This is a genomic window from Mesorhizobium sp. M0306 (genome assembly GCF_040321655.1).
Taxonomy (GTDB): domain Bacteria; phylum Pseudomonadota; class Alphaproteobacteria; order Rhizobiales; family Rhizobiaceae; genus Mesorhizobium.
The window spans coordinates 342,999-365,196 of record NZ_JAMYRY010000002.1; the positions used below are offsets into that span (position 1 = coordinate 342,999).

General features: G+C 63.2%; 20 protein-coding genes. 7 read left to right on the forward strand and 13 right to left on the reverse strand.

Annotation, left to right across the window (positions count from 1 at the left end):
- Positions 1–17: 17 nt before the first annotated feature.
- The 5 genes from NKI95_RS06595 to NKI95_RS06615 all read right to left on the reverse strand — a co-directional run bounded on the left by NKI95_RS06595 (position 18) and on the right by NKI95_RS06615 (position 6,400).
- Positions 18–887, reverse strand: a complete 870-nt coding sequence (locus tag NKI95_RS06595; RefSeq protein ID WP_352715071.1) for a patatin-like phospholipase family protein — start codon at positions 885–887, stop codon at positions 18–20.
- Complete coding sequence (locus NKI95_RS06600; RefSeq protein WP_352715074.1) at positions 884–2,242, reverse strand: M16 family metallopeptidase; 1,359 nt, start codon at positions 2,240–2,242, stop codon at positions 884–886. Before NKI95_RS06600 ends, NKI95_RS06595 begins: the two co-directional genes overlap by 4 nt.
- Positions 2,243–2,474: 232 nt before the next feature.
- The gene (locus tag NKI95_RS06605; RefSeq protein ID WP_352715076.1) at positions 2,475–3,839 is read right to left on the reverse strand and encodes a M16 family metallopeptidase; all 1,365 of its coding nucleotides are present in this window, start codon (positions 3,837–3,839) and stop codon (positions 2,475–2,477) included.
- Positions 3,840–3,936: 97 nt separating this feature from the next.
- Positions 3,937–4,491 (reverse strand): 16S rRNA (guanine(966)-N(2))-methyltransferase RsmD, encoded by a 555-nt coding sequence (gene rsmD / locus NKI95_RS06610; protein ID WP_352715078.1) that lies wholly within the window; start codon positions 4,489–4,491, stop codon positions 3,937–3,939.
- On the reverse strand, positions 4,472–6,400 hold the full coding sequence (locus NKI95_RS06615) for a pseudouridine synthase (protein WP_352715080.1): 1,929 nt from the start codon (positions 6,398–6,400) through the stop codon (positions 4,472–4,474). The genes rsmD and NKI95_RS06615 overlap by 20 nt, the downstream gene beginning before the upstream one ends.
- A gap of 76 nt (positions 6,401–6,476) precedes the next feature.
- Between NKI95_RS06615 and NKI95_RS06620 the strand changes: the two genes are divergently transcribed.
- Positions 6,477–6,929, forward strand: a complete 453-nt coding sequence (locus tag NKI95_RS06620) for a nucleoside deaminase (protein WP_352715082.1) — start codon at positions 6,477–6,479, stop codon at positions 6,927–6,929.
- Positions 6,930–7,000: 71 nt separating this feature from the next.
- Here the strand turns inward: NKI95_RS06620 and NKI95_RS06625 are convergent, their stop codons facing one another.
- Both NKI95_RS06625 and ileS read right to left on the reverse strand, forming a co-directional pair.
- Positions 7,001–7,681 carry a hypothetical protein gene (locus NKI95_RS06625; RefSeq protein WP_352715085.1) on the reverse strand — a complete coding sequence of 227 codons (681 nt, stop codon included), beginning with the start codon at positions 7,679–7,681 and terminating at the stop codon, positions 7,001–7,003.
- Positions 7,682–7,876: 195 nt separating this feature from the next.
- Positions 7,877–10,867, reverse strand: a complete 2,991-nt coding sequence (gene ileS, locus NKI95_RS06630) for an isoleucine--tRNA ligase (RefSeq protein ID WP_352715086.1) — start codon at positions 10,865–10,867, stop codon at positions 7,877–7,879.
- A 303-nt stretch (positions 10,868–11,170) separates the two neighbouring features.
- Here ileS and NKI95_RS06635 point away from each other — a divergent pair, with 303 nt between their 5' ends.
- Positions 11,171–11,545: an Xre family toxin-antitoxin system antitoxin gene (locus NKI95_RS06635; protein WP_254817430.1), complete on the forward strand. Its 375-nt coding sequence runs from the start codon at positions 11,171–11,173 to the stop codon at positions 11,543–11,545.
- Between the two features lie 2 nt (positions 11,546–11,547).
- Entirely contained in the window at positions 11,548–11,982 is a 435-nt protein-coding gene (locus tag NKI95_RS06640) for an RES family NAD+ phosphorylase (protein ID WP_352715089.1), read from the forward strand.
- Between the two features lie 16 nt (positions 11,983–11,998).
- On the opposite strand, the gene NKI95_RS06645 is transcribed toward NKI95_RS06640, so the two are convergent.
- Together NKI95_RS06645 and NKI95_RS06650 are read right to left on the reverse strand one after the other, a co-directional pair.
- Positions 11,999–12,811, reverse strand: a complete 813-nt coding sequence (locus tag NKI95_RS06645) for a MipA/OmpV family protein (protein WP_352715091.1) — start codon at positions 12,809–12,811, stop codon at positions 11,999–12,001.
- 262 nt (positions 12,812–13,073) lie between these two features.
- Positions 13,074–13,979 (reverse strand): alpha/beta hydrolase, encoded by a 906-nt coding sequence (locus tag NKI95_RS06650; RefSeq protein WP_352715093.1) that lies wholly within the window; start codon positions 13,977–13,979, stop codon positions 13,074–13,076.
- Positions 13,980–14,321: 342 nt separating this feature from the next.
- On the opposite strand from NKI95_RS06650, the gene NKI95_RS06655 reads away from it, so the two are divergent.
- Positions 14,322–14,876, forward strand: a complete 555-nt coding sequence (locus tag NKI95_RS06655) for an HdeD family acid-resistance protein (protein WP_352715095.1) — start codon at positions 14,322–14,324, stop codon at positions 14,874–14,876.
- 77 nt (positions 14,877–14,953) lie between these two features.
- Here NKI95_RS06655 and NKI95_RS06660 read toward each other — a convergent pair whose 3' ends face one another.
- Entirely contained in the window at positions 14,954–15,937 is a 984-nt protein-coding gene (locus NKI95_RS06660; RefSeq protein ID WP_352715097.1) for a bifunctional riboflavin kinase/FAD synthetase, read from the reverse strand.
- Between the two features lie 9 nt (positions 15,938–15,946).
- Positions 15,947–16,807 (reverse strand): TIGR01459 family HAD-type hydrolase, encoded by an 861-nt coding sequence (locus tag NKI95_RS06665; RefSeq protein WP_352715100.1) that lies wholly within the window; start codon positions 16,805–16,807, stop codon positions 15,947–15,949.
- A gap of 341 nt (positions 16,808–17,148) precedes the next feature.
- Between NKI95_RS06665 and NKI95_RS06670 the strand changes: the two genes are divergently transcribed.
- Together NKI95_RS06670 and NKI95_RS06675 are read left to right on the forward strand one after the other, a co-directional pair.
- The gene (locus tag NKI95_RS06670) at positions 17,149–19,200 is read left to right on the forward strand and encodes a pilus assembly protein TadG-related protein (RefSeq protein ID WP_502909118.1); all 2,052 of its coding nucleotides are present in this window, start codon (positions 17,149–17,151) and stop codon (positions 19,198–19,200) included.
- Between the two features lie 24 nt (positions 19,201–19,224).
- The gene (locus NKI95_RS06675) at positions 19,225–19,857 is read left to right on the forward strand and encodes a LysE family translocator (RefSeq protein WP_254817423.1); all 633 of its coding nucleotides are present in this window, start codon (positions 19,225–19,227) and stop codon (positions 19,855–19,857) included.
- A 6-nt stretch (positions 19,858–19,863) separates the two neighbouring features.
- On the opposite strand, the gene NKI95_RS06680 is transcribed toward NKI95_RS06675, so the two are convergent.
- Positions 19,864–20,688 (reverse strand): DUF2189 domain-containing protein, encoded by an 825-nt coding sequence (locus NKI95_RS06680; protein ID WP_352715105.1) that lies wholly within the window; start codon positions 20,686–20,688, stop codon positions 19,864–19,866.
- 143 nt (positions 20,689–20,831) lie between these two features.
- A complete protein-coding gene (locus NKI95_RS06685) occupies positions 20,832–21,536 on the reverse strand; it encodes a glutathione S-transferase family protein (protein ID WP_352715108.1) in 705 nt (234 codons plus the stop codon).
- A gap of 106 nt (positions 21,537–21,642) precedes the next feature.
- On the opposite strand from NKI95_RS06685, the gene NKI95_RS06690 reads away from it, so the two are divergent.
- Entirely contained in the window at positions 21,643–22,008 is a 366-nt protein-coding gene (locus NKI95_RS06690; RefSeq protein ID WP_352715110.1) for a winged helix-turn-helix transcriptional regulator, read from the forward strand.
- Positions 22,009–22,198 lie beyond the last annotated feature (190 nt).

Genomic DNA, 22,198 nt, shown 5'->3' on the forward strand with positions numbered 1-22,198 from the left:
CGGACGCCTGACGGCTGTCATCCGCCGAGACGGTTGGTGCGCTTGCTGGTTTCGGCCTTGGCGCGGGCCTCGATCGCCTTTTCGATCTCGCGCTTCAGTTCGTCCTTGATCGCCACCGTCTCGGCCATCAGCGCCTCGACCTTCATGAAATCGAGCACGCGGTATTTCGACACCGCCGGCCTGATCAATATGTCGGGCCGGCCCTGGTTCAGCTTGCTGGCGATGATCGACTGCATCATCAGCTGCGTGGCGCCGAACATCAGGTCGACGGAGGTCGGGAATTTGCGGCCCGCCTCGGTCGGCGCGCCGACCACGTCGACGGCGATGATGATGTCGGCGTCGAGTTCGATCAGGTCGAACGGCACGGGATTGTAGATGCCGCCGTCGATCAGCAGCCTGCCGTCGCGCATCACCGGGCGGAACACCGCCGGGATCGCCGCCGAGGCGGCCAGCGCCGAATGCAGCTCGCCTTCGTCGAGCACGGCGAGCTTGTGGCCATAAAAGTCCGTTGCCGTCACCTTCAGCGGTATTTTGAGTTCGGCGAAGGTCTCGGGAATGGCGTCGGGCAGGAATGCCTTGAGGATGCGCTCGACATTGAACTGGCTGACCCGCAGGCCGCCCTGCACCACCTCGGCAAAAGTGCCGGGCCGCGCCCGCCACATGCGCGTCGCCACTTCGGCGCGGCGGCCGAGGATCAAGCGCGTATAATCGTGGATGTCCTTGCCGGTCATGCCCGAGGCCATGCCGGCGCCCATGATGGCGCCGATCGACGAGCCGGCGATTGCCGCCGGCCTTATGCCCAGTTCGTCCAGCACCTCGATGACATGGATATGCGCCAGCCCACGCGCGCCGCCGCCGCCAAAGGCGATGCCGAAGCTAGGGCTCATCCCTTGTTGGCCGCGCCGAGCTTCGGCCCGACCACCATGACGGCCGGCTCGGCTGAGAGCAGCTTTTTCGCCACCGCTTTCACCTGGTCCAGCGTCACCGCGTTTATCAGCGCGGCTCGGCGCTGCATGTAGTCGATGCCGAGCTTGCCGAGCTGGATCTCGACCAGCGTTGAGGCGATCGCGCCGGAGGAATTCAGATTGTTGATGGCATAGGCACCGATCATGTATTTCTTGGTCGCCGCCAGCTCGGCTTCGGTCGGCCCCTCCTCGGCCATGCGCTTGACCACGTCGCGCACCACGGCCAGCGTCTCGGCCGCCCTATCGGCGCGGGTCGAGGTGGTGATGGATAGCGCCTCGGAGTGCTCGTGGTCGACGAGGTCGGAGCTGACGCTGTAGGCCAGGCCGCGCTTCTCGCGCACCTCGTCGAACAGCCGCGAGGTGAAGGTGCCGCCGCCGAGGATCTCGTTCATCAGCACGGCGGCGAAGAAGTCCGGCGCATTCCGCTTCACGCCGGGATAGGCGAGTTGCAGCGAGGCCTGCGGCTGGTCATAGACGACCTCGAGCTGCTGGCCGAGCTTCAGGTCGATGTCGGGAACGGGCGCAAGCGCCTGCTTTTCCGGCAGGCTGCCGAACACCAGATCGAGCTTCTGCTTCAGCGTCTCGGCGTCGATGGCGCCGACCACCGCGACATGCAGGCCGTTGCGGGCGAAATTCGCCTTGTGGAAGGCGCTGAGATCGGCCGGCGTGATCGTCGCGATGCTTTGCCTGGTGCCCTGGTCGGGCCGCGCATAGGGATGCCGGCCGTAGATCGCGTCCAGCCATTTGCGTTGGGCGAGCGTGTCGGGATCGCGCTCGTTGGCGATGATGCCGGACAGGATCTGCGAGCGGATGCGGTCGATCGGCACCTGGTCGAAGCGCGGCTGGTTGACCGCCACGCGCAACAGGTCGAAGGCGCCGTCGCGCTGCTCGGCCAGCATGCGCATCGAGCCGTAGATGCCGTCGCGCTGCGCATCGAAGCTCATCTCGGCGCCGACATCGTCAAGCTTGATCTGGAAGGCCTCGCTGTCGAGGTTGCCGGCGCCTTCGTCGAACAGGCCGCTCATCAGATTGGCAAGCCCTTCCTTGCCGGGCGGATCCTGCGTCGCGCCGCCATCGAAAACGAAACGGATGGCGACGATCGACACCGAATAATCCTCCACCAGCCAGGCGGTGATGCCCTTGGACGAGGTCACCTCCTGGATGTTCATGGCGGCACGAGCCGAAAGCGCCGGCAGGATGAGAAAGAGAAGGGAGAGGACGAGGGTTACTAAAAGAGAGCCGGTGCGCCAACTGCCGACGTCGGCGCCGCCCCCCATCGCCCTGCCCGTCCTCCGCAGCAGCTGCGCCGCAGCTGCGGAGGGTGGACCGGGCACTTCTCCCCGTATAGTGACCGGGAGAAGGGGCTGGCCGCTGTCCCGGAGCTCGTTCTGCAAACGTTGGCGATTGGCGAAATCGCCAGTGACAGATCCCCTCTCCCAGTCACTATACGGGGAGAGGATGCCGGCAGGCAGGTGAGGGGCAGCGCCAACTCTCAAGCTCATCATCGAGTCAATTCCCAGCCTGGGTTTGCGGCAGAAGATAGCCGGTCGTTGCGTGGTCGAGATTGAGATAGCGGGCAGCGACCGCCTTGACCTGGTCGGCGGTGACCTTGCGGATGCGGTCCGGCCATTGCTGGACGTCCTGGACGTTGCCGCCGGTGGCAAGCGTCGAGCCGTAGATGTTGGCCATGTCCTCCTGCTTGTCGCGGGCAAAGATCATCGAGCGTACGAAACGGTCCTTGGATTTATCCAGCTCGTCGCTGGTGACGCCGTCTTTCGCGATGCGGGCGATCTCGGCGTCGACCGCGGCTTCGATGTCGGCAAGCTTGGCATCGCCGCGCGGCGCGCCATAGACGGTGAAATTGGTGTCGTCGAGCATGGTGCCCTGGAAGAAGGCGCCAGCCTCGGCGGCGATGCCTTGCCTGACGACAAGCTCCTGGTAGAGCCGGCTGCGGTTGCCGCCGCCGAGGATTTCGGACAGCACGTCGAGCGCTTCGGCTTCGCCCGGTTTTGCCGTGTGATAGGACGGAACCACCCATTGCGTGGTGAAGCTCGGCACGCTGACGCGCCCGTCGGTCAGCGTCACCGTGCGCCTGGTGTTCTGCTCGGGCTCGACGGGGCGGATGCGCGGCGGCAGATCCGGGCCGCGCGCGATCTTGCCATAGGTCTTTTCGGCCAGCGCTTTGACCGTTTCCGGCTCGACATCGCCGGCCACCACCAGCACGGCGTTATTGGGTGTATAATATTTGTTGTAGAAAGCCCTCGCGTCGGTGCGGTTCAGCTTCTCCATCTCCTGCATCCAGCCGATGACCGGAATGCGGTAGGGCTGGTTCTGCCACAGCGTGGCGTCGATCTCCTCGTCGAGCACCGCCTGCGGATTTGAGTCGATGCGCGAGCGGCGCTCCTCGAGGATGACTTCGCGCTCGGTCTTGATGACATCGTCGTTGAGGATGAGATTGCGCATGCGGTCGGCCTCGAAGCCCATCATCTCACCGAGCGCCTGCGGCACCACCGTCTCGTGAAAGGCGGTGTAGTCGTAGGAGGTGAAGGCGTTGTCTGAGCCGCCGATGGAAGCGACGGCGCGGTCGAGCTCGCCGGCCGCATGGTCGCTGGTCGCCTTGAACATCAGATGCTCGAAGAAATGGGCAATGCCGGACTTGCCCGGCGGCTCGTCGGCGCTGCCGATCTTGTACCAGACCATATGGGTGACAATCGGGGCGCGGTGATCGGGGATGACGACGACTTCCATGCCGTTGTCGAGCAGGAAATCGGTCACGACGCCGTCGTCAGGATTGTTATCCGCCAGAGCTGGCGCGGCCATCGCCAGGGCCAGCCCCAAGAGCGTCCCGCGCAGCCATTCAGCCTGAAATGTCATAGATGGCTCCGGTTTGTGGTGGGACGATAGGCGGGGTTGCTGGTCGAGGCAAAGCGAATTGTTCGTCATTTTGAAGGCGCCATCGTGGAAGCCGAACTCAGGCGGCCTCGATGAACCGGATGACCGTCTCGCCATAGTTGCGCTCGTCGACAACCGAAAAGCCCGGCCCTGCCTCGAACGGCGCCGCCGCCGCTTCCTCGATGACGCAGAGCGCGCCAGGGGCTAGCCAGCCGCCGGCCTTGGCCGAGCGCAAAGCGCGTTCGCCAAGGCCTTTGCCATAGGGCGGATCGGCAAAGACCAGGCCAAATGCGGCGATGGTGCCCGCCTCGCCCAAGCCCGTCGCGTCGCGGCGGAATATCTTGGTGCGGCCGGTGAGGCCGAAGGCCTCGACATTGGTGCGGATCAGGCCGCGCCCTTCGGCCGATTCCTCGATGAAGACAGCGTAGGAGGCGCCGCGCGACAGCGCTTCGAGGCCGAGCGCGCCGGTGCCGGCGAACAGGTCGAGCACGCGCGCGCCGTTCAGTTTTTCGGAAAAGCGATGCGCCAGCACGTTGAAGACCGCCTCACGCGTGCGGTCAGTGGTCGGGCGGATGGCAAAGGTGCGGGGCGTCGCCAGCGGACGCCCGCGAAACTCACCGCCGACGATCCGCATTGCTTCCCTTCGGGCCGCCACGCGGCCGGTCGCCACCACTATCCGGACGCTCGCCGCGTGGCTTTCCGAACGGCTTTGCGCCGCCGCCTTGCGGCTTGCCGCCGGGCTTGCCGTAAGACGGCTTGAACGAGGCCTTGCGCGCCTTGTTTTCTGCCGCCTTGGCGGCATCTGCCTCAGCCCTGCCCTTGCCGATCGGCCGTGCGCCCGGCGCCATCCAGACATTGGCCTTGCGCTGGCCCGGCGGCTCGATCGGCCGCTGCTCGCGTTCGGATTTCTTCCCACCGAAGCCGCCACGAGGCTTGTCGCCACGGGGTTTGTCCCCGAAGTCGCCGCGTTCAGGTCTGGGGCCACGCTCGCCAAAGCTCTTTTTCGGCCCAAAGCTCCTGTCGGGGCTTGTCGACAGCTTGCCGAGCGCTTCGTCGCGGCTGCCTTCGCGGCGCTTGCGGTTCTTGATCAGGCCGCCCTCGCCGATCGGCCGGCGTTCGCCGTCGCGGGTGAATTTCGGCCGCTCGGGCTCCTCCTCCCGCTCACGCCTGACCGGTTTGTTGGAAAACGGCTTGGCGATATCGGCATCGAAATTGGCGCCTGATTCCTCGACCAGGCGCTCACCGAGCTGGTCGCGCAGCACGCGGCCCTTGATCTCCAGCACATGGCCTTCCGGCAAATCGTCGAGCTGGAACGGCCCGTAGGAAATACGGATCAGCCGCGTCACGTCGAGACCGAGCGAGCCCAGGATGTTCCTGACCTCGCGGTTCTTGCCTTCGCGCAGGCCGAGTGTCAGCCAGGCGTTCGAGCCCTGCTCGCGGTCGAGCGTCGCTTCGATGGCGCCATAAAAGACGCCGTCGACGGCAAGGCCTTCGCGCAGGCCGGCAAGCGCGCTTTCTTCGACCTTGCCGTGGACGCGCACGCGATAGCGCCTGAGCCAGCCGGTGGCCGGCAGTTCGAGCACCCGCGACAGGCCGCCATCGTTGGTGAGCAGCAGCAGGCCTTCGGTGTTGATGTCGAGCCGGCCGATGGTCATCAGCCGCGGCAGCCCAGGCGGCAGCACGTCGAAGACGGTTTTGCGGCCTTCGGGATCGCGGTTTGTCGTGACCACGCCGGCCGGCTTGTGGAACAGGAACAGCCTGGTGCGCTCGATCGGCGGGATCTCCATGCCGTCGAGATGGATGATGTCGCCGGGCATCACGTTGAAGGCCGGCGAGGACAACACCTTGCCATTGACCTTGACGCGGCCGGCCGCAATCAGTTCCTCGGCGTCGCGGCGCGAGGCCAGGCCGGCACGCGCCAGCCGCTTGGCAATGCGTTCGCCGGCTTCTTCCGTTGCCTCGACGCGACGCGGGCGCGGCTTGAAGCCGCCTTCCGATGCCGCCTGTGCCCTTTGTGCCCCATGGGGTCGATCGCCGCCAAAATCACGTTTGGGACGATCGCCGAAGTCACGCTTGGGATGGTCGAAGCGCCTCTCGCCGCCCTCGACTTCGGCAGCTGCCGGCCGGTCGCCGCGCGGTGCGTAAGGCTTGCGCGGACCTTCGCGATTTTCATAAGGCTTGCCCTCCGGACGCGCCCCTTTGCTGAACGGCCTGTCGCCGCCTTTGAAGTCGCGCTTCGGCCGCTCGCCTTCGGCAGCTTCTGGCCGGTCGCCGCGCGGCGCATAAGGCTTGCGTGGACCCTCGCGCTTTTCATAAGGCTTGCCTTCCGGACGCGGCACTTTGCTGAACGGCCTGTCGCCGCCTTTGAAGTCGCGCTTCGGCCGTTCGCCTTCGGCCGCCGCCGGCCGGTCGCCGCGCGGAGCATAAGGTTTTTTGGCGCCGAAGGACGGCTTGCCGCCCTTGCCGTGAGCGCTATCGCGACCGCGCGGCCCCGCCGGTTTCGGGCCGGCCTTGCGCGGGAATTTCTTGTTTTTGTCGTCCATGTGGCCTTTGCTCGTTTGCGCGGGTAGTAACAGGATCGCGCTCTAGTGGCGAGGAGATAATCGGAATGGAAACCGCGTGAAGCGGCAGGATTTCATGGCGCTGGCGCTGAAAGAAGCCGAAGCCGCCGCCCTGCGTGGCGAAGTGCCGGTTGGCGCGGTCGTCGTCGGCGGCGATACGGTCGTTGCGAGTGCCGGCAACCGCACCCGCGAGTTCGCCGATCCCACCGCCCATGCCGAGATGCTGGCGATCCGCGAGGCCTGCCGCAAGCTTTCCAGCGAGCGGCTCAGCGGCCACGATCTCTATGTGACGCTGGAGCCGTGCGCCATGTGCGCCGGCGCCATCTCCTTCGCCAGGCTGCGCCGGCTCTATTTCGGCGCTGCCGACGAGAAGGGCGGCGCAGTGGTCAACGGCGTTCGCTTCTTCACGTCACCGACCTGCCACCATGTGCCCGACATCTATCCGGGCATGGGCGAGAACGCTGCAGCAGCGCTGCTGAAAGACTTTTTTCGCGAGCGACGCGGACCCTGATTTTCTGGTCCGCCAGACGGTCCAAATCCAAGTCAACCAATCCAGGCCAGAAAGTCTCTGGCGCCGTCAGGCTACCAAGGCAGCCAGTCGAACATGCCGCCACTCTTGCTCTTGGCGGCCGCCTCCTTCTTGAGGCGTCGTTCCTTCTTGTACTCGTCCTCGCCGAGGTCGCCCTGCGGCGCAGTGTCGGCAGCAGCGCGGTATTGCACCGGCGGCTCGCTCAGATATCTGCGGGTGGTCGGGTCGCCCTGTTTGCCTTCAGCCCGGCGGCGCATGATTTCCGCGGCGCGGCCCTTGTCCGAATCGGCCGGAGTCCAGGCTGGCGGGTGGCTCGAGCCCGACTGCTTCAGCGCGGCCTTGACCGACGCCGGATCCGTCTGCACGTCATCGATGACCTGCGCCTGGTAGGCCGGGTCGTCCTGATGCAGCGTGGCATCGGCGCGCAGGCGGGCACGGCGCTGCTCCGGCGATTCGGGCCATTCGGCGCTTGCCGTCTCGATGCTTTCCTGCGGCGGCGGCAAGACTTCCTTCTGCCCCGGCCCTGGCTTCACCAGCGTGGGGCGCGGCTTGTAGTCGATACTATCCTTGCGCTTGGGTGCGAAGGAAAACGCCCCGGTGAGGTCACCGGCAAGCTGCGCGCCCGCGGTCTTGTCGGTCCCGTAAGTGGGCGAGCCCATGCAGCCGGACAAAGCGAGGCCCGATACGACAAGCGGCGCTAGCAGCGCAACGCGCGCGTAAGTTCTCTCGGTCATGCCAAAAAGTCCCACTGTAGACAGCCTCTCGATTGCCGCCGGCCAAAGAAAGGTCCGGTCCCCATCGCCTATGCTCTTCCGACGGAATTCCGGCGACAATTTGTCGTCCGGAGTTTCGCGTGTTTACCTCAACCACTCGTTAAGGGCAACGCGCGGGGGCCGATCGGCCGCCCGCCGTGGCATTTGTGCACCGCCTTAGAGGCGGCTCAAAGCTTTCAGCTCATGCAGGACAGCGGCGTCACGGGCCGAAACATCGGGGAATTCCGGATCTGAGCCGACATCGGCGGTGTAGCGCCAGGAGCGCGCGCATTTCACCAGGCCGCGGTCCTCCGCCTTCTCGACGACCACGGCGACGCCCTTGACGTCGTCGAGGGTAAAGCTGCCCGCCGGCGCCTTGCCGTGCACGATTACCAGATCGCTGGTGATCGCCATCTCGGCCATGTCGACATCGGCGATCGCCGCTTCGAGCACGGCATCGTCGAGGGTGACGACCGGCACCGCTTCCAGCGAAGAGCCGATGACCTTCTGCGCACGGGCGATTTCCAACGCGCCGGTGACGACACGGCGGACCTGCCGCACCTTGCGCCACTTCTCCGACAGCGCCTCGTTCTTCCAGTCCGCCGGGATCTCCGGGAACTGGTCGAGATGCAGGGAGACCGCATCCGGATGACGGTCGAGCCAAGCCTCTTCCATGGTGAAGGGCAGCATCGGCGCCAGCCATTTCACCAGGCAGTCGAAGAGATGGCGCACCACCTGGACGGAAGCCTTGCGCTTCACGCTGGAAGGCGCTTCGCAGTAAAGCGCGTCCTTGCGGATGTCGAAATAGAGCGCCGACAGCTCGACCACCATGAAGTCGAGCAGCGCGCGGGTGATGCGCTTGAATTCGAAGGCGTCGTAGCCTGAGCGTACGACTTCATCGAGTTCAGCGAGCCGGTGCAGCATCAGCCGCTCCAGCTCCGGCATCTTGTCCAGCGGCACCTCCTCGCCGTCGTCATGGGCGAGCGTGCCCAGCATCCAGCGAACCGTGTTGCGCAGCTTGCGGTAGGCGTCGATGTTGGTCTGCAGCACGTTCTTGCCGAGCCGCTGGTCTTCCCAATAATCGGTCGTCACCACCCACAGCCGCAAGATGTCGGCGCCGGACTGCTTGATGACGTCCTGCGGCACGACGGTGTTACCGAGCGACTTCGACATTTTCCGCCCCTCCTCATCCATGGTGAAGCCATGGGTGACGACGGTGTCGTAGGGCGCCCTGCCCCTGGTGCCGCAGCTTTCGAGCAGCGAGGAGTGGAACCAGCCGCGATGCTGGTCGGAGCCTTCGAGATAGACGTCGGCCGGCCATTTCAGGTCCGGCCGGTCTTCAAGCGTGAAGGCATGCGTCGAGCCCGAATCGAACCAGACGTCGAGGATGTCCATCACCTGCTGCCATTTCGAGGCATCGTGATTGCCGAGGAACCGCTCCTTGGCGCCGGCGGCGAACCAGGCGTCGGCGCCCTCCTTCTCAAAGGCGTCCATGATGCGCTGGTTGACCGCCTCGTCGCGCAGCACATTGCCGTCGGCATCGGCAAAGACGGCGATCGGCACGCCCCAGGCGCGCTGGCGCGACAGCACCCAGTCGGGGCGCTCCTCGATCATGGCGCGGATGCGGTTCTGGCCGGCGGCGGGCACGAAGCGGGTATCGTCAATGGCCTTCAGCGCGCGGCTGCGCAGCGTCGTGCCGTCGCCAAGCTCCTTGTCCATATAGACGAACCATTGGGGCGTGTTGCGGAAGATGATTGGCTTCTTTGAGCGCCAGGAATGCGGATAGGAATGCTTCAGCCGGCCGCGCGCGAACAGCGCGTTGCGCTTGATCAGCTCGTCGATGACAGCCTGGTTGGCATTGCCTTTTTTGCCATTGTCGTCGATGACGCGCGCCGCTCCACCCTCGCGGTCCGGGCCGAAGCCCGGCGCGTCCTTGGTGAAGAAGCCGGCATCGTCGACCGTGAAGGGGATCGCAGTGTCGATACCGCGCTGGCGAAGATCAGAGGCTGCATCCATCCAGGCGTCGAAGTCTTCGCGGCCGTGTCCCGGCGCGGTGTGGACGAAACCGGTGCCGGCATCGTCGGTGACATGATCGCCGGCGAGCATCGGCACGGGAAAATCGTAGCCGCCGCCCAGACTTTTGAGGGGATGCGAAAGCGTAAGATTTTCAAGCTCTTCGGCGCCAACGTTGCGAAGCCGATTCAAGGTAACCTTGGCCTTCGCGGCAGCGTCGTCTGCAAGTTTCTCGGCAAAGATCAGCTTTTCGCCGGGCTGGGGACCAAAGGCGTTCTCGGCCGCGGTAACCTCGTAGAGACCATAGTTGATGCGCGGCGAGTAATTGACGGCGCGGTTGCCGGGGATTGTCCACGGCGTCGTCGTCCAGATGACAACGTTGGCATCAAGCAGATCGAGCGACGTCTGCGTCAGCTTCGGATCCAAAGCTGGCTGCCCATCCTCGATGTTGATAACCTGGCGAGCGAGGTTGACGACCGGAAACTTCGCCCAGATCGTGTCCGACTCATAGTCCTGGTATTCGACCTCCGCCTCGGCCAGCGCGGTGCGCTCGACGACGCTCCACATCACCGGCTTGGAGCCGCGATAGAGCTGGCCGGACATGGCGAATTTCAGCAGCTCGCCGGCGATGCGCGCCTCGGCATGGAAAGCCATTGTCGTATAGGGATTGTCGAAGTCGCCGACGACACCGAGCCGCTGGAATTCGGAACCCTGCACCTTGATCCAGTGCGCCGCAAACTCGCGGCACTCCTGCCGGAATTCGTTGACCGGCACCTCGTCCTTGTTCTTGCCCTTGGCGCGGTACTGCTCCTCGATCTTCCATTCGATCGGCAGGCCGTGGCAATCCCAACCGGGTACATAGTTCGAATCATAGCCGCGCATCTGGAACGAGCGGGTGATGACGTCCTTGAGGATCTTGTTCAGCGCATGGCCGATATGGATGTTGCCGTTCGCATAGGGCGGGCCGTCGTGCAGCACGTATTTTTCGCGGCCGGCTGCGTCTTCGCGCAACTTGCGATAAAGGTCCATGTCCTGCCAGCGCTTGACCAGCAGCGGTTCCTTTTCCGGCAAACCGGCGCGCATCGGGAAATCCGTCTGCGGCAGGTAGAGTGTTTTGGAATAGTCGATCGTCTCGGCGGTCTCAGTATCAGTCATTCGTCTGCCATATGCGTTTGCCCGGCGGCAAAAGAGCCCGGGGGTTGAACTATCATGATCTGGAAAAAGCGCGAGAGGCCGCGCGCAAGATTCCCGGCGGCTCCGGCGGCGGTCAGGCCGCCCGGAACACCGGGCCTGTAATTCGTATCGCAGTCGCGAGAAGGCGCGAAAAGCTCGTCATGGCTGGGCTTTTAACCGAGACAGGCGATGTTGAAAAGCCCGAACTCTGATACTTCCCTTGTGCTATGTGCCAATTGCGCATATATTTGAAGGCAAATGGCCTGCAGTGCCAAGGAGACGTTCATGTCGGTCGCAGCAAGGGCAATTCGCGCAACACACGACTTTTCCGTCCCTACGGACAAGATCGATCATCTGCGCAGTCTGGGTTTCAGTAGCGAAGAACTCTATCGTATCGTTGCCCCCCGCCGCACGCTGGCGCGTCGCAAGGAACATGCCGAGCCGCTTTCGCCAGCTGAATCCGACCGCGCCCTGCGCCTAGAACGCATCGCCGAGCAGGCGGATCGGGTATTCGGCAGCCATGAGAAAGCCCAGCGTTGGCTGAGAAGCGAGATCATAGCATTGGATGGTGCAAGGCCGATCGATCTCCTCGAGACAGAGACCGGCGCCCACGTCGTTTCCGAAGAGCTTATCCGCATCGACTTTGGCATGCTTGCCTGACGATGCGCATCTGGCGCATCTCCAATTTCGCGGATCTCTCGGGTCGTGGCGGAACGCTCGTTGATGGAAGATGGAACAGGCGCGGGATGCCCATCGTCTATTGCACCGACCACCCTTCCACGGCACTGCTGGAGATACTGGTGCATGCGACGCGCGAAACCGTTCCGGAAACCTACCAGCTTATCGAAATCGACGTTCCGGACGGAATAGAAATGACCGAACCGGTTATCCATGACGGCTGGGACAAGGACATGGAATCGACACGGCGACAGGGCACGGACTTTCTCTCGGCCAATCGTTACGCGGTCATGAAAATTCCTTCGATCATAATGCGCAAAGCAAACAACTATCTGCTCAACCCGACCCATGACGATGCGTCACGCATTACGATTGCGGGCCTATACCGTTATCCGTTCGACAGCCGTTTGATCAAATGAGCCGACGCCTACCCGCTCACATCGAGAAATCGAAGCGATAGGTCGTCGACACGCCGATCATGAACTGATCCCTGGAGCCGCGCTCCTTGACCAGGCTGGAATCGGCGGCCGGGCCCATCAGGCGGGAATATTCGCCGAACAGACTGGCCGTCATCGGCTCGGTCACCTTCCAGGTCACCGCGCCGCCCAGGCCCGCCGATTTCACCCCGCCGCCTGGATGATATTCGCTGAGCCCCGAGGCCAGGGACTCCTTGGCATCAACGCCGTAATAGGCGTCGAAATAGTCCAATGAGGCGAACGAAACGCGCGGCCCGCCCGAAATCCTGACATCGGGCGTCACATCGTAAAAGGCGTCGGCGGCGATGTCGGCGACAAAGCCGTTGTGGGCGCGAATGCCGTGCCGCAATTCGGCGCGGGCACGCAGCCAATCCAAAGGATAGAATTCGAAGAAGCCGCCGGCCTCGCCGCCCCAGCGCACCGGGTCGAGACCCTTCAATTCGTCGGCGTCACCACCGTCGCGGGAAAACAGGAACTTGCCTGTCAGGCCGGCGCGGACGCCGCCATCGTCGATCAATGCCAATGAGATATTGTCGTTGCGCGAGGTGAAGCGCGCCGCGGGACCAGCCTTGCCGAGCGAGATGATCGGCGAGGCGCTGAGCAGGTACTTCTTGCCGCCCTCGAAATTCGGGGCAACCATGCCGGTGGCGCCGACCGTCAGGTACCAGTCTCCGGACAGCCAGCCGAAGGTGCCCTCGCCGGCCTTGGCAACGCCGCAGGTGCCGAGCATGAATGCGGCCAAGACCGTCGGGATCATCGGGACAGACCGCATCGTTACTCCATACGTCGAACGCGTTGGCCGATACAACCAGCCTTGACTGAAGCCATGGCGCCAGTTCGGTAAAATTTGACTTAATATCCGTAACCTTGGCGGCGTTGGCCGAACTGTTCCGCATTGCAGCCAATTGTGTGCCGCACCAAGATGCCAGACTTCCGGAATGCGCCAGCAGCGACTGTCATCTCCAGCCTGGAATGTCTCGGCTGCTGTTGGAGTTTCGCAATAGCCGTATGAACCCTAGCTGCTCACCCAGGGGTTACAAACATTCGCGGACAAACATGCCGGCGCTGTGAAGAGCGCGGCGACCGGCACTCAACCCCGCGTTCCAAACCGGCCAAGCGTGAATCATATGCGGCCAAATTTCGAGACGTACTTTGACGTCAGCCGCGCCAGCGGCTTCCGCGAGCCGAGTTGCGTCCGACAACAGCGTCTCGGCCGAACCGACTTGTATCAGCATGGGGGGAAATCCGCTCAGATCGGCGAACAACGGCGAGATCAGCGGATCGCGCCGACCAACGCCATTGGGAACATAGGCGGTTGCCAGCTCCTCCAAATACGCCCGGTGGATGATAGGGTCGATTGCTTCCTTGGTTGATAGTGTCGCGCCGGACATCGAAAGGTCCGTCCAGGGCGAAACCAGCCAAAGACACCGCGGCAGCCGCTCGCCTGCCGCGCGCAATATACTGACCAGGCACAAGGTAAGGTTGCCGCCTGCACTGTCTCCGCCAACCGCGATCCGGTCCGGCGCGATGCCTTGCCGCCTTAGAAAGCGCCATGCCGCGAGTGCGTCTTCATGTTGCGCGGGAAAAGGATGTTCCGGTGCGCGTCGATAGTCGATCGCGAGGGTGCGCATTCCCATTGCCCGACCTGCCTCGGTCACCATTCGACGATGACTTTTAAGAGAGCCGGAGCAGTAGCCACCACCGTGGAAAAACAGCAGAACCTTATCCCTGTCACTCTCGGGCGCCAGGGACCACTCTCCCTCGAGGCCATCGAAAACCACATCCTCGCATCGGATGTCCTCCGCGATCGGCCACACCGAACCGACTTCGTCGAGCCGTGCCCGGCGTTCGTCCCAGCGGACCGTTCGTGGTTTTGACGTCAACAGCCTGCGGACGGCGTTGATCTCCATCAGATCGAGGTGTTCGTCCACATCGCTCATTTTGCTTCCCTAGCCTCATAAAGCGTAGAAAACGGCATACAGCCACACGTCATCGATAAAGGGCCAATGCCAGCGCTGGGAATTTTTCGTTACGCTTGCGCCATGGCGAATACACGGGACGACGGGTCGCCCGTAAATCCGCTTGTCATCTTTTAGCACTGGCCCACCCCCGCACATGATCGAATATTCCATCTGGTATTTGGCCGCTTCGGGTCAAAAGCGGAGGTCTGGCAAGCGGATCGTTCGGGAGTGTGGCGCTCACAGCCTGCTCGCTGGACGGGCAAGGCGATCGGCGCTACTTTCCGGAACAAAGAAGCTAGGCAACCTTGAGGGAGAAGGGCAATGACCGTGCACAGCGATGCCATGAAAGACGCCATTGGCCAGACGCGGGCGAAGTGGGGATGGTTCGTCGCGCTCGGGGTGCTGCTGCTTGTCTTCGGCGGCATCGCCTTCGGCAATCTGTTCATCGCAACCGTCGCCTCCGTCTTTGTCGTGGGCTGGCTGATGCTGATGGCCGGCGTTGTCGAAATCATCCATGCCTTCGGCGTGAAGACATGGGGCGGCTTCTTCTATTGGCTGCTCAGCGGTCTCCTCTACGCCGTCGCCGGCTTCTTCGCCTTCGACAATCCGGTCCTCGCCTCGACGGTGCTGACCTTCCTCCTGGCGGTCGCACTGCTTGCCTCAGGCGTGCTCAGGGCCTGGGTCGGCTATAGCCATCGGCCGCAGCCGGGCTGGGGCTGGGTGGTCGCAGCCGGCATCATTAGCGCACTGGCGGGACTGGTCATCGCCATGGGCTGGCCGGTCAACAGCGTGTGGGTGCTGGGCCTGTTCCTGGCCGTCGACCTGATCTTCCAGGGCTGGACCTTCATCGCCCTTGGCCTGGCGCTGAAGAGATAAATTCTGGTTTGAGCATGATTTATCGGAAAACCGGTTCCCACTTTTTGCTTCGCTGACCTTCAGTTCGGGACGATGCTCTAAAAAGCTATGGCCGCGTCGAGCCCGGAAAGCGGCCTGACGCCGGCGAGCAGTGCCTTCGCCTCAGCCTCGTCGCGCTTCATCTGGGCGACCAGTGCGTCAAGCCCGTCGAACTTCACCTCCGAACGCAGGTAGCCGAAAAAGGACACGGCACAAATCTCGCCGTAGAGGTCGCCGGAAAAGTCGAATACGAAGGTCTCCAGCAGCGGCGCGCCATTGTCATCGACGGTCGGCCGGCGGCCGAAGCTGGCGACGCCATCATGAAGGGAATCATCGGCGCGGCGGAAGCGGACGGCATAAATCCCTTCCTTAAGGGCCGCTTCCGGCGAAAGCCTCATGTTTGCGGTCGGAAAGCCGAGCGTCCGGCCGAGCTGCTGGCCACCGATCACCTCCGCCTCGACAGTGAAACGGTAGCCGAGCAGGCCGGCGGCCTCGGCCACATTGCCCTCGCACAGCAGCGTGCGTATGCGGCTCGATGACACCACCTCGGCGTTTTCGTCGCGAAACGCATCGACCAGCGTGACGCCGAAGCCGTGGCGCTCGCCGGCAGCCATCAGATAGGCCGGGCCGCCCTGGCGGTCCTTGCCGAAATGGAAATCGAAGCCGGTGACGGCGTGGCTTATGCCGAGGTTGCGCTCGAGCACGCCGGTGACGAAAGCCTCCGCCGACAAGGAGGCGAACTCGCGTGTGAACGGCTGCTCGACCAGCGCCGCAAAGCCCAGATGCGACAACAGCCGCGCCTTCATCGGCGGCGGCGTCAGCACGAACAGCGGCATGTCCGGCCTGAAAACTTTTCGCGGATGCGGTACGAAGGTCAGCACCAGGGCGGGTACGCCGCGACGCTCCGCTTCGGCGCGCGCGCGTTCGAGCACCGCCTGGTGGCCGCGGTGGACGCCGTCGAAATTGCCAATCGCCACCACGCCGCCGCGCAGATGGGCCGGCAGCGGTGCGGTTGCGGAAATGCGTTCGAACATGGCCGTCATGGCTTGAACCTATTGCAGCCTGGGAATCACTGCGACCGGCCTGTAGCCGTATTTTTCCAGGAAGGCCGCGAGCCTGGCCGGATCCGGCTGCAGCGTCTCACCGTAATCGCGGGCATGGATGCCGCCCGATACGTAGAGCACGTCGAAGCCATTGTCGGCCGCGCCCTTGATGTCGGTCATCATGCCGTCGCCGATGGCCAGAACTTGCGAACGCTCGACCGGGCGGCCGAGAATAAGGGCGACCTCCTTCATGGCGACGTCATAGACCGGCGCGTAGGGTTTGCCGGCGATCAGGGTGCGCCCGCCAAGCCGTGCGTATTCGCGGGCCAAAGCGCCTGCGCACCAGATCAAGCGTTCGCCGCGCTCGACGACGATGTCGGGATTGGCGCAGATGAAGGGCAGGTTCCTGGCACGCAGCCTCTGCAGAAGATCGGCATAATCTTCCGGCTTCTCCACCTCGTCGTCGAACAGGCCGGTGCAGACCACGCCGGATGCTTCGAACTCCTCGACGAGTTCGACGTCGAGGCCCTCATAGAGCGTGAAATCCCGATCGGCGCCAATATGGAAGATCTTTCGCGGCCCTTCGGCGATCAGGTCGCGGGTAACGTCGCCGGACGTCACGACACGGTCGTAGGCGGCGGGAGGGACGCCGATGGCGTTCATCTGCGCCACCACGTCGGCGCTGCGGCGCGGCGAATTGGTGATCAGCACGACAGGTATTTTCGCCGCGCGAGCAGTGATCAGCGCGGCAGCCGCTGCGGGGAAATGCCATTCGCCATTGTGCACCACGCCCCAGACGTCGCACAGGATGGCTGAATAGGCTTCCGACAGGTCTGCGAGCGAACCGATGATGTCGGGCGAATCCGCCATGCCGTTGTCCCTGTATCATGATGGTTGCAAGCGCCGCGACCGACGGTCCGCCGCGACCGGTTGGGATTAACCGAAGCGCTTCGCCATGTCACCAGATTTCGTTGTGTCCGCACGATTGTCGCACGGGGACGCCGGCGAGCACGCGATGGCGAAAGCTTTTCTTTTCCAGCGCCTTATCCCTTTTTAAGAGGCTTTGCCGCGGGAAGCTCGGAGCAACATTGCCGATTGCGTATGTGTGGTTAACGGGGATTGAAAAACCGTACCGACCTTGAACGCATTTTTGGCAATCGGAAATTTAAACATGCGTGGCATCGTCCGGGCAAAAATGGGACGGGGCGGGAATGCTGAAGGCAATAATCGGAAAATTCCGACACGACAGACGTGGCAACTACTCCTTAATGACTGCAATTACCATTGTGCCGCTGATGGCCGGTCTGGCGCTCAGTGTCGATTACGGGGAGTTGCTGCGCCAAAAGCACGAAACGCTGAACGCACTTGATGCGGCCGGCCTCGCCGCCGCCCAGCAGATCGTCGCCGGCGCCAGCGACGACGACGTCAAGGCCTACGCCAAGACATTTTTCGAAACCAATCTCGCACGTATCGACCCGGCGAACACAGCGCTGACCGTCACGCTGCCCAACAACAATGCCGGCGGCGGCACCTTGAAGCTCTGCGCCGGTCTCACCTTCCACCCCTATTTTCTACCGGCCGCCAGCCTGCTGATCGGCGGCACGGCAAGCGACACGACCTTCACCGAATGTTCGGAACTCCGTCTCAAGAACACCCTCGAAGTCGCGCTTGTGCTGGATAATTCAGGCTCGATGAGCGATCTCGGCTCCGGCACCGGCGAGAAGCGAATAGACCTGCTGAAGTCGGCCGCCAAGCAGCTTGTCGATACGCTGGCGCTTCAGGCGCAGCAGATGAAGCAAATCACCAAACCGGTGCAGTTTTCTCTCGTGCCGTTTGCGGCCTCGGTCAATGTCGGCCCTACCCACGACCAGGACGGCTGGATGGATCAGGACGGCATCTCCCCGATCCAGCACGAGGATTTCGACTGGACGACGATGAGTGCCGCCAACAATCCGGACAAATATGCCGAGAAGCTCAATGGCATCTGGTACAAGCGCGGCGCCGGCTGGGGCGAGACCAAGGACCAGCCGCTGACCCGTTTCAGCCTCTACGCCGACATGACGGTCGAATCGGGCCGCGAAGAGGTACCCAATTCGAAGCAATATGTCTGCGACACATACAAGAAGAACGGCACCTGCCAGTACGGCCATTGGAGCGCACCGGAATATATTTATACCACAAGCCGCTATGCGAGCTGGCAAGGTTGCGTCGAGGCACGGCCATATCCCTACAATGTCGACGACACCACGCCCGACACAGCCGCGCCGGCCACGCTTTTCGTGCCGATGTTCGCCCCGGATGAGGCTGGCACTCTGTGGCTCGATTTCAACCGTGACGGCATCAACGACGTCATCAGCACGTCCTACAATTACGGCAACAACTGGTGGGCCGATTGGCCCTATGTCGCCGGTCCTACCGCTTCCCAGCGCCAGTCTGACATGCGCAAATATTTCCTGGTAAAACCATACGGTTCGCAATCCGCAGCCGCGGGCGATGGCCCGAATTCCTCCTGCACCACGAACCCGATCACACCGTTGAAGGACGTCAGCCAGGACGCACAGAAGCAGGAGATCAAGGACGCCATCGACGCCATGGCGCCGAACGGCAACACCAACGTACCGGAGGGACTTGCCTGGGGCTGGCGAACGGTATCGAGCAACCCACCGTTCACCGATGGCCGGCCGAACAGCGAGAGGGGCAACGACAAGGTGGTCGTGGTGCTGACCGACGGAGCTAATACCTATAGCGCCGTCAGCGACGGCAGCTACGCCAACAACAGGTCGACCTACGCTGCCTACGGCTACACTGGCCTGACCTATCCGGGATCTGGAAGCGTGACCCGCCTGTTCATGAATACCAGCATCGATATCGGCAAGACCACCTATACCGGTGCCAACTACACGGCAGCACTCGACGAGCAGATGAAAACGCTCTGCGCCAATGCGAAGAATTCGAACATTCTGGTGATGACGGTGGCGCTCGACCTGTCGCCCACAGATGCCAGCGACAAGAAGGCGATCGATGCACTGAAGGCGTGTTCCTCGGATTCGCGCTTTCGCAAGGATCCGGCCGACCCAAGCAAGCCGGCCAAGCTGTTCTGGAATGCAACCGGCGCGACGCTGTCCGACAATTTCAAGGAAATTGTCGAACCTGCGCATCGTCGGCTGAAGGCGATAGGATTGGTGACTAAGGCAGGGGGCGCAGCGCGCTGGCGCAAAGGCTCCTGCCCTCATGCCCTTGCGGGTGATGGAAGCATGTGGTGAGTGTCCCCACCCGGAGATGCGCTCTTGCCTGAACCCGCCAACCACCTTGCCTTCGCGCTGGTCTGCCTCGGCATGGTGCTGACGCCCGGCCCGAACATGATCTATCTGATCTCGCGCTCGCTGTCGCAAGGGCCGAAGGCCGGGCTGATCTCGCTTGGCGGCGTGGCGCTCGGTTTTTTGTTCTACGTGCTGTCGGCGGCGTTCGGCATCACCGCGCTGCTGCTCGCCGTGCCCTTTGCCTATGACGTGCTGCGCCTTGCCGGCGCGCTCTATTTACTGTGGCTCGCCTGGCAGGCGGTGAAGCCCGGCGGGCGCTCGCCCTTCCAGATCCGCGAACTGCCGAAAGACAGGCCGCGCAAGCTGTTTGCCATGGGGCTGATGACCAACCTGCTCAACCCAAAGGTGGCAGTGCTCTATCTGTCGCTGCTGCCGCAATTCATCAGCCCCGGCAAGGGCCACGTGCTGTCGCAGCTCCTGGTGCTCGGTGCCACGCAGGTCGCGATCAGCCTGACCGTCAACGCCATCATCGCGGTGACGGCCGGCTCGATCGCCGTTTTCCTCGCCGGGCGGCCCTTATGGATGGTGATCCAGCGCTGGATGATGGGCACGGTGCTGACCGCGCTGGCCGTCAAGATGGCAACCGACGCGCAACGCTGATCGGTCTTACATCGGCCGCCTGACCTGCTGTGCCCGCTCCGGTTCGACCACCCTGCGGTAGAGATGCCAGGTCGCGTGGCCAAGGATGGGCATGACGACGGCAAGCCCGGCAAATAGCGGGATCGAGCCGATGACCAGGAGCACGGCGACTATCAGGCCCCATAGCGCCATCTGCAGCGGGTTTGTCATAACTGCCCTTGCCGACGTCTCGACTGCCGAGACCGCTCCGACATCGCGGTCGAGCAGCAGCGGAAAGGCGACGACAGTCGTCGCCAGCACAATCGCGGCGAAGGCGAACCCGGCCAGGTTGCCGAGCAGGATCAGTGTCCAGCCCTTGCTGGTCGTCAGCACCTCGCGAATAAAGCCGACGATAGAGGCCGGAGGCTGATTGCCGTACAGGCTGGTGTAGATCGATTGCGCGGTGAACAGCCAGAGCAGGAACAGTACCACCAGCATGATACCGATGACCGCAATCGCGGGCAGCGCCGGGGAGTGGCGCACGTCGAGCGCATGCCACCAGGATGTATCCATGCCGAACTCGCGCCGGCGGCTGATTTCGTAAAGGCCGATAGCGGCGAACGGACCGACCAAAGCGAAGCCGGACATCAGCGGATAGATGAGCTGGATGGCGTTCGAGCCCGACGTCCACTGCGTCAGGATCAGGCCGACCACCGGATAGATCAGGCACAGGAACACGTAATGCGACGGCTTGGCCCAGAAATCCTCTACGCCGAGACGGAGCGCATCGAGCAGATCCTCGGTGCTGATGCGGCGCACCGTGGGCTGTACATGCATTCCACCTGCGTCCGCCATGACATGAAAGCCGGCCATAACCTTTCTCCCGTGTGTCGGGGCGGTCACCGCCAGGATGGCCGCCCGCAGCTGCCACTTCAAGAACGGCGATATGATAGCCGATCTCGGCACGCTTGTCGCCACCGCCCGGCGCCGGGGCGCCGGGCGGCTGAACGAACAGATTAGGCCGCGAAGCGATCGATCACCTCGGCCAGCGGCACGTGACCGAGGCAAGCGCCGGACCCGGCGGGCTTTTCGCCAGCCTCGACAGCCAGCGCGTATCGCACGGCCGGATCGGCTTCGATGCGGCGGCGCAGCGCCGCCAGCTTGGGATAAGCGGTGCCGTCGACCGCCTGGTGGAACTCCGCCCAGCGCGCCACGCCGATCAACGTGGTATCGGCAAGCGTCAGCCGGCCGCCGACCAGAAAGTCCGTGTCGAGGATCATCGCCTCAAGCTGATCATGGCGGTTGGTAACGACCTTGCGGCCAAAGTCACGCAAGGTTGCCAGCAGCACCGGATCGGCCGACTCCATTTCATATGCAGCCCAGAGCGGGGTGAAAGCGGCGGTGAAACCGGTGTTCACGAAAGCCGTCAACTGATGCATCCGATCGGCTTCCGGCGAGCGAGGCTCAAAGCTGATACGGCGTTGCGTGTCGCGGGCTTCGAGCCAGGCAGCGATCGCCATGGTCTCGGTGAGCACCCTGCCTTGGTCCGTAATCAACACCGGTGTTTCCTGGCGGCCGTTGATGCTGGCATAGGCATCGTTCTTCATTTCAGTGAGCATATCAACGCGACACAGGCGATAGGGCTGTCCGACGCGTTCAAATGCAGCGACAAGCCCCATCGAACTTCCCAGCGGGAAGCCGTAAAGGAGGATTGGTTCCATTTCTTTGTCTCTTCCATGTTAGGGGTCACGCTGCGCAGCGAAACTTGACCCTAAACGCTGGTCGCCCCATGTAAATTACGCACTATTCTGTAACCAGGTCCCCGCCATGAAAGACGTCGTCTCACGCTGCCCGATCGAAGAGACCATGCGTGTGCTCAGCGGCCGCTGGCCCACCTTGCTGCTCTATTATCTCAAGGACGGCACCAAGCGCTTCAGCGACCTGAGGCGTGACAACCCGACCGTGTCGCACCGCATCCTGGCGCTCGAACTGCGCAAGCTGGAGGAAGCCGGCATCGTTCGGCGAACGGCGCATGCCGGCTATCCGCTACGCGTGGATTACGACCTTACGGCGCCAGGTCTCAAGCTTGTGCCGCTCATCGGCGCCCTTGGCGACTGGTGGGAACATACCGAGGACGAACGGGCCGGCCGGGCTACATCGACGCCGGAAACGAGTCTGGACACAGCCGCCTAGCCGGTGGTGAAAATCGGACGCTTGCCACCCGAGGCTGGACAGCCGCTTTGGGTCGGATCCGGGCCGAATACCGAAATGCACCGGCAGCGCCAGAAGCTTCATTGCCGAGCAGATACTCTAACGTCGCATTTTGGGCCGCAAGCGGACTGGCCGCTTTTAGGTCCTTGGACCATCGAGCCGGCCTCAGTTC